The following is a 12,243-nucleotide window of genomic DNA, read 5'->3' as shown; positions in this document are numbered from 1 at the left end:
CCGAATATTCGGATAGGAGCTATTTCTTTTAAGAGGAATGGGAGCATTCCCATTAATATCCTGGGTTTTGCTCGATGATTCCATTTTTCGCAAGGTCTATAACCGCTTGCGGTATCGGGCCGTATTCGTGAGTCCCTTTGATGAAACGGGCATTTTGGAGATGAGAGCGGAATGTCTTCTCATGCTCGAAATAAGTGTTCATCACGTCTGAGGCGATTCCCCAACGGACTAGATCAAAGAAACGTTCACCTTCTAAGGCGAATTCCAGACGTCGTTCGGTACGTAAGGCTCGGATCGCCTCCTCTTTGTCGGAAAATGACGGATATAATCCGATCCGGTATTTGGCGGCATCCGCTGTCCCGTCAGCGGTTTTTACGGTCTGGCTGTTCATGGCACGCTCGCGAACTTGGTTGATGTATTTCAATCCGGTAGCCAAATCGCCTAGTTCGATAGCAGCTTCGGCACGCCACAATAACACGTCCGCATATCGAATAATATAAACATTCAATGCGTTTACGTATGGCCAGATAGCCAAATAGTAACTTGAGTTCTTGGAGACAATACGTTTTTTCGGGCTATACGGACCGTAAACCGTAGCCTCACGAGGAGTCCAGTCATAGAGTTGGACATCTAGGAACATGATTCCGGGGCGGGCTACCGTGTGGTCTAGGCGGGTGTCTACATAATCATTTTCCGAAACGTCTATGCCGTCTTCCAAAGGCAAGCCGTTGGAGTCGGTCTTATAAGCGTTTACTAGGTTTTGGGAAGGACGAAGGAAACCATAGTTGGGATAAGGGCCTCCCGGAGGTAACAAACGGTCGCCCGGATTTCCGTTGTAGTTGTTCGGGGAGCCATCGTTGATAGAGGCTTGGACTGAAAATAAAATTTCAGGGCAGTTGTCATTTTCCGGCAAGAAGATATTCCGGAAGTCGGGGAGTAGCTGGTATTTGCCGGAATTGATCACCTCATCCGTCGCTGTAGCGCATTCCTGCCATTTGCCTTGGAACAAGTAAACTTTAGCCATATAAGCCCGGGCCGTCATCTTGCATGGACGTGCCACATCCGGCTGGGAATCCGGGAGACCTTCGTAGGCGGCCTTAAAATCATTCAGTATCTTCTCCCATAATTGATCGGATGTATACTCCTTATTCGAGATAGAGGCGAACGCGGAAGGATCGCTGACACTCTCGTCGAAATATGGGATCTGGTTATAGATGATCTTTAAGTTGAAATAGAAATGGGCACGCAGGAAACGCATCTCGGCGATACGGGTCTCCTTTTTATCATAATCGCTGCCTTTGAGGATACGGATCGCTTGGTTACAGCGGTTCACGCCCTCGTATAAGGCTAGCCATTTCCGATTGTAATCTTGGATAGTCGGGTCGATATGGAAGATTTCCATCAAGTGAACCGGGTTCTGGTCTCCCGTACCACCTCCGCCTTTGTAGGTATCGTCTGAGATCACATCGCCAAATTGCCAGTTGGAGCATCCTGAATTCAAGCCGGAGCTGGCATCGTCCATCTGGCCGTCTAGGATGGAATAGGCGGAGATAATCAATCCCTCAATGTTATTGGGATCTTGTGCTTGTTCGGGAGTCAGTTCGCCTACAGGTGTCTCTTCCAGAAAATCGCTGCATGATGTCAATGCGAATACGGCACAGGCCGCTATAATCATTTTCTTCATATTCTTGTTTGTTGTTGTTTGATGATTAAAAACTTACGTTTACTCCAAAGGTGAAGGTGCGGGATAACGGATAGATGCCGCGGTCCACACCCATATCTAGGTTACGGTAGTCACTGGAGTAACTTTGCAATCCCACTTCCGGATCGATACCGTCGTATCCGGTGATCGTGAATAAGTTGGTTGCTTGCGCATAGATATACAAGCTATTGAACTTAATCTTGGATAGGATGGACTGAGGTACGGAATAACCGATTTTCATGTTCTTTAAGCGAACGAAAGAAGCGTCTTGCACATAGTAAGACGAGGGCCGGATGTTATTGTTCGGATCGTCCATGGTGACACGGGGTATGTCCGTATTCGTGTTGGTTGGTGTCCATGCATTAACGACACGGCTGTTTTTGTTGTATTGCGATTGATTGTAGAAATCACCCACATAACGGGTCAAGTCGTATACATCGTTTCCGAACATTCCCTGAAAGAATAGACTGAGGTCAAAATTATGGAAGTTGACTCCTAATGTAAGGCCTGCCGTGACATCGGGGAGCGGGTTACCGATATAGTCACGGTCGTTACCGTCTATTACGCCATCTCCGTTTACGTCTACGAACTTGATATCACCCGGTTTTGCGTTAGGTTGGAGCAGTTCGCCTTTATTATTGGTATATGATTTGATCTCCGCCTCGCTCTGGAATAAACCGTCTTCTTTATAAGCGTAGAAAGAGCCGATTGGTTGTCCGATGGCGGAACGAGAAACCTCTTGATCGAAGTTGAGGGAGTGAATCACGCTGGTAGGCAGTCCGATATAGGAGACATCACCGTCTAATTCAGTCATCTTGTTTTTGATAGCGGACATATTGAAGGCGACATTGAACCCGAAATCTTTATTGATGCTCTTATTGTAGCTGACCTCAGCTTCGAAACCCCGGTTACGCATTTTCCCGACATTGTCCCATACCGTTTGGTTCGTACCCCCCACGGTACCGATCAAGGGACGCTCCCATAATAAGTCCTTGGTATCTTTGTTAAACCAATCCAGCACAACGGTTAGGCTGTTATCTAGGAAGCCTAGATCCAGCCCGACATTAGTTTGCGTGGTGGTCTCCCATTTCAGGTTTGCGTTACCGTAACGGGTTTGGGTGTATCCGGTTGTCACGGAACTTTGGCTACCGTCGATCGGATAGTTGGAGTGGTTCGGATTACTCATGTAAGAATCGATCGTAGAATAAGCCGGGATATCAGAGTTGCCGTTTTGTCCCCAACCTATGCGGACTTTCATGTTGCTGATAGCCGGAATATCATAAAACGGTTCGCTACTGATACGCCAGCCTGCGGAGACAGCCGGGAAATTACCCCATTTATTGTTACCAAGTTTAGAAGATCCGTCACGTCGGAACGTGGCTGCGAATAAGTAGCGGTTGTCGAAATTATAATCAATTTTACCGAAATAAGACATCATCTTGGAAGTAAAGGCAGAACCTGCGTTCTTCTGGGAGCCACTATCGCCCGCATCGAGGAAATGGAAGTTATCGTCATCCGAGGCAAAGCCTTCACGGGAGGCGGAGAAGTATTCCTCTTGATAACGGTTTGTCTCGATACCTAATAAGGCTCCGATCGTATGTTTATCGAATGTCCGTAAATAGTTTAACGTGTTCGTGAATACCCAATTGAAGTTCCAACGGTTTTGCGTGCTCAACGTACTCAAGGGTTGCTGGGTGTTCAATTCGTTGTATTTGGCCTTGAAGCTTCGTTTATACAGGTTTTTGTAATCCGCTCCGAAGTTGGTCTTGAAATAAAGTCCCTCTAGGATATTCAGTTCGGCGAATAGATTACCGAATAGACGGGTGGTACGATCTTTATTATCCTTATTACGGTATAATTCGCCTAACGGGTTGGAGATGTCGGCGATCGGGTTGCTGCCGAAATTCCCGTCCAGATCGTAAACAGGGGTAATGGATACGGTCTTATAGGCGTTGTATAACATACCTCCCAGTGCGGCGTTATTGGTGACCGAGGTTCCCCACGCATGTGATAATGTGGCGTTCTCACCGATTTTCAAACGATCGTTGAAGAGCTTGAACTCATTGTTGAAACGTCCGGATATACGTTCGAAACCAGTATATTTCATAAGACCGTCTTGGTTGAAATAGCCTAGGGAGAACAAGTGGCTGCTAACTTTATCTGCTTTCGCCAGAGAGAGGTTATAGGACTGGACCATGGCTTTTTGCATGATCTCGTCAACCCAATCCACGTCTCCCGAGGGAAGGCGGTGATCTGCGTCAAGGAATTCCGGAATTACGGCGGTCTCGCCGGAGCCATACACGTCGCTTACTGGTGATTTCCCGTCGTTACGCTGTGCCTGCCATAATAAGTCACCATATTCTTGGGCGTTTAGCATACGCATCTGTTTTGCCGAGGTTTGTACTCCCACGTAAGCGTCTAGGTTTACCCGGAAAGTACCTTCCTTCCCTTTTTTTGTACTGATGATAACCACGCCGTTTGCCGCACGTGCGCCATAGATGGAAGCGGAAGAAGCATCTTTCAATACCTGCATACTTTCGATATCATTCGGGTTGAGAAAATTGATGCCGCCCTCTACTGGTACGCCATCGATGATATAAAGCGGATCATTGTTACGGATCGTGCTGAAACCGCGTACACGTACCGCTACGCCTCCGCCGGGCATATTATCCGGGATTACGTTTACGCCGGACAATTTACCTTGCATCATTTGATCTACACTGGATACCGGGGTATCTTTCAGATCGCCTACCTCCAGTACGGAAACAGCACCGGTAAGGTCTTTTTTCTTCTGTACACTATAACCTACCACGATAACCTCGTCTAGGTTCTGGGTGTCATCCTGCAATTGGATCGTGAGGGGAGAACCATTCCCGGCTGGAATCTCCTTGGTGTTATAACCGATATAAGTAACGACCAATATGCTTTGCTTGTTTTGCAGCGAGAGAGAAAATTTGCCGTCAAAATCGGTTACGGCTCCATTTGTAGTCCCTTTCTCAATCACGTTAGCCCCGATAATTGGTTCTCCGTTCGTATCGGTGACTACGCCACTTACCGTGAATGTCTGTTGAGTGATCGTCATTCGTCCAGTAACGTTTGGCAGATCCTCCGCCGATGCCGCATTGATTGGCTGTAAGTATGCTACGCCTAGCAAAAGAGCGGGAATCGCCATCGTAAAGTAATTTCTGTTGTCCATCCTTTTGTCCTTAAAATATATTAGAATTAATCTATTTTTTCAGAACGCAAAGGACGTGTGATTATATTACGATGATATGTCTATGTTATTAAAAATATGTTCACGATTGTATTGCCTTTCAGGGATATGACGATTAGGCTACGATTACAAAAATGATATTGGCTGTCTTTTGCGTATTGGTTAATGACGTTTTAGTACTAGTGAATAAAATGTAAGAATTATGAAAGTAACTCATTTTAAGAAAGTAAGCGAAACAAGTGGTGTGTGTGTCCTGTTAAGATTGTACTTATTTATAATCGAATAATTTATACTGTGCGTAGTCTTTATGAGACATTCAAGTAGCCTGTGAGGGCGAAAAAGCAGTAATATTAATACTAGTGTAATAAAATAAAGTTCATTCAGCCTGTTCTTCTGTGAAGAAAAACAGGCTGTGTTTTTATTGCTTGGCAGGATCATCGTCTTTATTCCACTTATCTCGCATTCTCAGACGTTTGACTTGCAGATAGCGTAGAAGGATGATGATGACGAGCGTAGCGCCGATCATCAAGAAATATTCGGTATAATTGTTTCCGGGATTGTTTCCCGGCCAGCCGATGATACTCATTACGATTAAGTAAACAAGTAAGGCAATTGTTGTGATATTGATCTTCTTCATATTCGTTTTATTCTAAAAACAGGGCAAAGATATAAGATTGTTTCGGGCTTTAGGAGGTTAAAACGCATTTGTACTGTGCCCGATAATGTTCTGTTTGAATAATTAAGATATATAAACCTTGTGGGAGGGGAATCGGGAGGATAGGGTTCCCTGCCTGTACCGCTTGCGTGAATACTAATATGCCTGCCGGAGTAAACAGTTCGACTTTACCGGGGGATGGAAGATTAGTAATGAATAAAGTCTTGTTCTCTAGCTGATAGCTTAATTCCGGAAATGAAAATACTTGATTGGAAACAGGGGAATCTTGTCGGGCTTGAGGTTCCGATGTCGGGAAAGATATGGGTGCGTTCGTTGATAATAATTTATAATTGGCTGGTTCGGATGTATTATATACAGATAGGCTGGTACTTTTATTCGCTTTGACAAAGAAAGCGGAGAATGGAGGGATGGCGAAATCGCTACCGATCACGTAGGGTTGGTAGGTGGAGCCGTCATATATATAAATGTATCCGTCTAAGGCCGAGTTTGATTCTATTTGACTAAGAGATAAAGGAGCCGGCAGAGGATTACCGCATAGATACCAGCCGTTATGATTCTGGTTCTGGCTTTGGTTGTTAATGCTTACCGGAATAGAGGCTTGACCGTTTTTTCCGAAATCTATAGGGATATCTCCTGCTTTCGAGGAGAAACGAAGGTTCTGACGATCGGCGGAAGCGTCAATAGCGATTAGGTATCCCTTGTTCTTCTTGAAGATGGGCTGGGATGTATTGATTATTGTTTGTGGTATGACTTCCCAGTTGTTGGAAGGGCTTTGTGAATTAGCTCGCTTTTCTCCGTTATAGGTTTGTACGTAAAAGTAATTACCGTTTGTATCGCTTTTGTCATCACCCAGTTGGAAATCCGGGTCTATGCCGGAAGCGAATACATCGAAGGGGAAGGAGATAAAATACCATTTGCCTTTTTGAGCGAAGGTCTTCTCGATTGTTATTTTGCCGGAGATGTTAATAGTTCCAGACGATCGCAAGGTGGAGGAAGACGCCAAGATACCATCATTAGGATAGATGGTAAGGTTATTTGCGGATAGATTTCCGGTTGGTAAAATATGGATATTTCCATTGCCAATAAAGATATCTTTACAGCTGATATTTGTATTTATGGAGATATTGCCGTTAATCAAGGCGTTGCGGTGACGGTAGGCGGGTAGGTGGCTCCAGCGATCCTCATGGTTCCAATCGCTGTTTCCGGTAAATAGGGAATAGGTAGGAATCATGCCGTGTGCGTAAACGCTGTCTACATAATAATAGCCGTTTTTGGTATTGGCGGCCTGTGTGGGGACGATAATATCCAATCCCGGGGGATTGCTGCCTATATCCGTCTTTTCGAATGAAGCAGTAGCATCGTCTTTATTTAAAGTTATGATCGACACATATTCTGGTTTGTTAGGGCGGTAAGTCTTAACTTGCATCTTTTCTCCGAGCATTAAATGGATGCCCCCTTTCCGTATACTGATTTTTATATCTTGATGATCTGTTAACGTGAAATGCTCGAAAGCCGCTTGCGTATTCATTGGCATTCGTAACCCGTAGTTTCCGTGGCTGTTAGGAATATCTTTCACGCCGGAGATATCTTCAATAAGGGCTTCACCTGTAATGGCATAATCCCAATTATCAGAAGCAAGTCCCTCAAATGTCTGCATCCGAAACGTATCTCGAATAGATATATTTGCGTTACTTTGCACAAAGCTTTCCCATGTAGACGGATTTGAAACTTGTGACTGGATAAATTGTTGTACGAATAGGAATACCGTACAAACGACAACGCGTCTGGATAGATGCCAAATTCTCTTTTTCATAGCTAAGTTGATTTATATTTGTAAATATGTTCGCGAATATACGTAAATAATTGAAATAATATATCTTTGTGGCATGAAAGAATTTATCATATCTGAGGCACAGACCGAGAAGGCCGTTTTGGTGGGTTTGGTTACCCCTGAGCAAAATGAGCAAAAAGTTAAGGAATATCTGGACGAATTGGCTTTCTTGGCCGATACGGCAGGGGTGGATGCGGTAAAGCGTTTTACCCAGAAAATGGATTACCCGAATTCCGTCACTTTTGTCGGGACCGGTAAATTGCAGGAAATTAAGGAGTATGTGGTAGAGAATGAGATCGGTTTGGTGATCTTTGATGATGAGCTGAGTCCGAAGCAACTCCGTAATATAGAGAAAGAATTGCAGGTGAAAATCTTGGATCGTACGAGCTTGATCTTGGATATCTTCGCTAGCCGTGCACAGACCGCCCATGCGAAGACACAGGTGGAGCTTGCACAATATAAATATATGTTACCCCGCTTGACTCGTCTGTGGACACACTTGGAGCGTCAGCGAGGCGGCGTAGGTATGCGTGGTCCGGGTGAGACACAGTTGGAGACTGATAAACGTATTATCTTGGATAAGATCGCACGATTGAAGAAAGAGCTGGTGGATATTGACAAGCAAAAAAGCGTACAACGGAAAAACCGGGGTAAGATGGTACGTGTAGCGTTGGTCGGATATACGAACGTAGGTAAATCTACCTTGATGAACTTATTGAGCAAGAGTGAGGTCTTTGCCGAGAATAAGTTGTTCGCTACGCTAGATACGACCGTACGCAAGGTAATTATCGAGAACTTGCCGTTCTTGCTGTCTGATACGGTCGGATTTATCCGTAAGTTACCGACCGAGTTGGTGGAATCTTTTAAATCTACCTTGGATGAGGTACGGGAGGCGGATTTGCTGGTACATATCGTGGATATCTCACACCCGACTTTTGAGGAGCAAATAGAGGTCGTGAACCGTACGTTGGCGGAGATCGATAAGACCGAGAAACCGATGATCATGGTTTTCAATAAGGTGGACGCATTTACCTTTGTCCCGAAAGAGGAAGATGATTTGACCCCTCGTGGTCGTGAGAATATCGATCTGGATGAACTGAAACGTACGTGGATGGGAAAATTGCAAGATAATTGCATCTTTATCTCCGCCAAGGAACGTACGAATATAGAGGCGTTGAAAGAGATGTTGTATGAACGGGTCAAACAAATCCATATCACCCGTTTCCCTTACAATGACTTCCTCTTTCAGCAATACGATGAAGAGTAGAGTCTTACAAAATTAGTACCAATGAATCATTTGAGAAATTTGCGGCCGGATGAGATCGCCACCTTGCGATCTCAGGCTTGCCGGGCCGATGATTGGAATCAAGTTTGGGTTCCAGAGGTGTTTGATATTGAATATGTGAACCATGTACGTTTTTCAGGAGTGGTTAAGTTAGGAGCCTTTCGTAAGGTGTTTACCCTGCCGGGAGGATTGGTAAAGCATAGCGGGCTTCGTCATGTTACCCTGCATAATTGTACGTTGGGGGATAATGTGCTGATCGAGAACGTACAGAATTATATCGCTAATTACCGGATCGGTGATGACTGCTTTATCCAGAATATAAATGTTATGTTGGTGGAAGGCAAGGCTACGTTCGGGAATAATGTCGAGGTGTCGGTCTTGAATGAGACCGGCGGGCGTGAGGTTCCGATTTACGATGGCCTGTCGGCTTCATTGGCTTATATTATCGCTTTGTACCGCCATCGTCCGGCCTTGATCGAACGCTTGCGGGATATGATTACCGCTTATACGGAGGGTATCGCCTCTACGGAGGGAACGGTTGGCGATAAGGTCAAGATTGTCAATACCGGTACGATCCGTAACGTGAAGATTGGTGATTACGCGACCATAGAGAATAGCGCACGTCTGGAAAATGGTTCCGTAAATAGTAAGAGAGAGGCCCCGGTATTTATCGGGGATAGTGTGATCGCGCAAGATTTCATTGTCTCTTCGGGAGCCAAGATCGCGGATGCCGCTAAGATTATCCGTTGCTTTATCGGACAGGCTTGCCAAGTGACGCATAACTTCTCGGCCCATGATTCCTTGTTGTTCAGCAACTGCGCTTTCGAGAATGGGGAGGCTTGCGCTATTTTCGCCGGTCCGTTTACGGTGTCTATGCATAAGAGCAGTTTGCTGATAGCGGGAATGTATTCGTTCTTGAACGCGGGAAGTGGCTCCAACCAGAGTAATCATATGTATAAGCTGGGACCGATTCATCAAGGGATCGTGGAACGTGGTTCCAAGACGACCAGCGACTCGTATATCCTTTGGCCGGCCCGTATTGGCGCTTTCTCTTTGGTAATGGGTCGCCATCATCACCATAGCGATACTTCCGATATTCCCTTCTCCTATTTAATAGAGAAGGATGATGAGACTTACTTAGTCCCGGGAATTAATCTTCGCAGCGTAGGTACGATCCGTGATGCCCAGAAATGGCCGAAGCGTGATAAACGTACGGACCCGGATCGCTTGGATATGATTAACTATAATCTATTGAGTCCCTATACGATCCAGAAGATGCTGAAAGCGGTGGATATCTTGAAAAACCTGCAGGCATTGGTTGGAGAGACTTCCGAGATTTATTATTATCAGAATACTCGTATAAAAGGTTCCTCACTCCGGAATGCGTTGAACTTTTATGGCATGGCAATTAATAAGTTCTTTGGTAACTCGTTAATCAAGCGTTTGGAAGGTACGACCTATTATTCTATGGAAGAGGTCTGGGAGCAATTGCGTCCTACGGAATCCAAAGGCTCCGGAGAATGGCTGGACTTGGCGGGCTTGATCCTCCCGAGGGAACCGCTAGATGCCTTGTTGCAAGATATCGAACAGGGGGAAATCGCTTCCTTAGAGGATGTGGAATGCTTTTTCCGTTTGGTTCACGGACGTTATTATTCCTTGGAATGGACATGGGCCTACGAGATGATCGAACGTTATTATGGGGTGGATCTCCGTTCGATTTCCGCCGCGGAGATTATTGATCTGGTTCGTCGTTGGCAAGAATGTGTGATCCGCTTGGATGAGATGCTTTATGAGGATGCCCGTAAGGAATTCTCTTTGACTTCTATGATCGGTTTCGGAGTGGATGGTTCCAACAAGGAAAAACAACAGGATTTCGAGGGTGTTCGAGGAGATTTCGTGAATAATCCGTTTGTTACCGCCGTGCAGGAACATATCGTGAATAAACGGGCGCTTGGGGATGAACTGATCGAGAGGTTGAAACCTTTAGTATAAAGCTTATGAAACCATTATTTCAAGAACTGCCATTCCCGATAGATAGTCACATTCATTTCTATGTGGAGGATCTACCGCATTTTATAGTGCCTTGGCACTACCATCCGGCTATTGAGATAATGTATATCACAAGTGGTACGGGTACTCGCTTTGTCGGGGATCATGTGGAAGGATATTTCGAGGGCGATGTTTGTATGATCGGCCCTCAACTGCCACATGAGTGGAGAAACGACCCTGTTTATTTCGATAAGAGCTCTGGCTTGCGGGCTACTTGTATTTGCTTGTTCTTCAAGCGTCAGATTTTTGAACCTAATTTAATCCGTCTTCCGGAGATGAATAATATCCGGGAATTGATAGAGCGTTCCCGTAGAGGGATTAAGTTTGTGGGTAAGTCCCGGAAGAAGATTGCCGAGCTGATCAGCCAATCCGCCAATGAGACGGGAGCGAGTAGGGTGATCAAATTGATTGCTTTACTGGAATTAATGGCGACTTCCGAAGAATATGAGATATTAGCCAGTACGGGGTTTACGGAAACGGTCAACTCGGACGATTTCGAGCGTTTCAATAAGGTCTATAAATATCTGGTGAAGAACTTCACGTCTCCAGTGAAGCTGGAGGAAGTCGCCGCTTTGGTAGGCTTGACTCCGACCGCTTTTTGTCGTTATTTCAAGAAACGGACCAAGAAGACTTTCGTGGAGTACTTGAATGACATGCGCATAGGACACGCGAAAAAACTATTGATAGAGGGAAATCTGAAGATATCCACGATTAGCTCCGAGGCCGGATTCAATAATCTATCCAACTTCATCGGCCAATTTAAGAAAACCACGAATATGCTTCCATCCGAGTACCAGAAAAAATATAAGGAGCGCCTGGATGGAGAATAAGGGCAGGATTTCATAGTTGTTTGGAAAAATACTAAAATAAAGCCCAAGGTATTCGATCTATTTTTGCGATATAAGTTGTATCGTAAAATAGAATATCATGGAACATAAAAAGATTGTAATCCCATCCTTGTCATTTTTTCAAGATGAGCTAAAGGGGGAAGGTGTGGTAAAGAGCCGGAGAACTTTAGGCGAGCTTGCCGGAATTTTTGAGAATCAAGATGCTTATTCCCAATTACCATTAGATCAATTAGCATACGAGGTATATAGTTATTTACCGGAGCGGGAAGGCACTCCGGGAGGGCTTTATTTTGGTATTACTCAATTATATCCGGGAAAGGTGGGAGATGAGTATTTCATGACGAAAGGCCATTTTCATCAACAAGAGGATCGTTCGGAGTATTATTGGGGATTGGAAGGCGAAGGTATGTTGATCTTGATGGACCGAGAACGGAATACGTGGGCGGAAAGGATGATGCCGGGTAGCCTGCATTATATACCGGGCGGTGTAGCGCACCGGGTAGCTAATACTGGAAATAGCGTCTTGTCATTTGCTGCGTGCTGGCCTTCGGATGCCGGGCATAATTATGAAGAGATCGCGAATAAGGGCTTCTCGGCCCGATTGGTAGAAGTGGACGGTACCCCTAAATTGCGATAGC

Annotated in this window: 8 protein-coding genes; 4 read left to right on the top strand and 4 right to left on the bottom strand. The window is 45.2% G+C overall.

Annotation, left to right across the window (positions count from 1 at the left end):
• Positions 1-52: 52 nt before the first annotated feature.
• From DWX84_RS08340 to DWX84_RS08325, 4 genes are all read right to left on the bottom strand, one after another.
• Positions 53-1,684 carry a RagB/SusD family nutrient uptake outer membrane protein gene (locus DWX84_RS08340; RefSeq protein ID WP_048927038.1) on the bottom strand — a complete coding sequence of 544 codons (1,632 nt, stop codon included), beginning with the start codon at positions 1,682-1,684 and terminating at the stop codon, positions 53-55.
• Positions 1,685-1,709: 25 nt separating this feature from the next.
• Entirely contained in the window at positions 1,710-4,898 is a 3,189-nt protein-coding gene (locus DWX84_RS08335; RefSeq protein WP_048927039.1) for a TonB-dependent receptor, read from the bottom strand.
• Between the two features lie 436 nt (positions 4,899-5,334).
• Entirely contained in the window at positions 5,335-5,553 is a 219-nt protein-coding gene (locus tag DWX84_RS08330) for a hypothetical protein (protein ID WP_005863339.1), read from the bottom strand.
• Between the two features lie 49 nt (positions 5,554-5,602).
• A complete protein-coding gene (locus tag DWX84_RS08325) occupies positions 5,603-7,405 on the bottom strand; it encodes a T9SS type A sorting domain-containing protein (protein ID WP_005863337.1) in 1,803 nt (600 codons plus the stop codon).
• Between the two features lie 73 nt (positions 7,406-7,478).
• On the opposite strand from DWX84_RS08325, the gene hflX reads away from it, so the two are divergent.
• From hflX to DWX84_RS08305, 4 genes are all read left to right on the top strand, one after another.
• On the top strand, positions 7,479-8,690 hold the full coding sequence (gene hflX, locus DWX84_RS08320) for a GTPase HflX (RefSeq protein WP_005859898.1): 1,212 nt from the start codon (positions 7,479-7,481) through the stop codon (positions 8,688-8,690).
• Between the two features lie 21 nt (positions 8,691-8,711).
• Positions 8,712-10,700 (top strand): DUF4954 family protein, encoded by a 1,989-nt coding sequence (locus tag DWX84_RS08315; RefSeq protein ID WP_048927040.1) that lies wholly within the window; start codon positions 8,712-8,714, stop codon positions 10,698-10,700.
• A gap of 5 nt (positions 10,701-10,705) precedes the next feature.
• The gene (locus DWX84_RS08310; protein ID WP_005863332.1) at positions 10,706-11,587 is read left to right on the top strand and encodes an AraC family transcriptional regulator; all 882 of its coding nucleotides are present in this window, start codon (positions 10,706-10,708) and stop codon (positions 11,585-11,587) included.
• A 97-nt stretch (positions 11,588-11,684) separates the two neighbouring features.
• Positions 11,685-12,242: a glucose-6-phosphate isomerase gene (locus tag DWX84_RS08305; protein WP_048927041.1), complete on the top strand. Its 558-nt coding sequence runs from the start codon at positions 11,685-11,687 to the stop codon at positions 12,240-12,242.
• Position 12,243 lies beyond the last annotated feature (1 nt).

Origin of the sequence: Parabacteroides sp. AF21-43 (assembly GCF_003635435.1) — a bacterium.
Classification (GTDB): domain Bacteria; phylum Bacteroidota; class Bacteroidia; order Bacteroidales; family Tannerellaceae; genus Parabacteroides; species Parabacteroides distasonis.
Note: the sequence above shows the minus strand (reverse complement) of the source record. Positions and strands in the feature narration are given on the sequence as shown.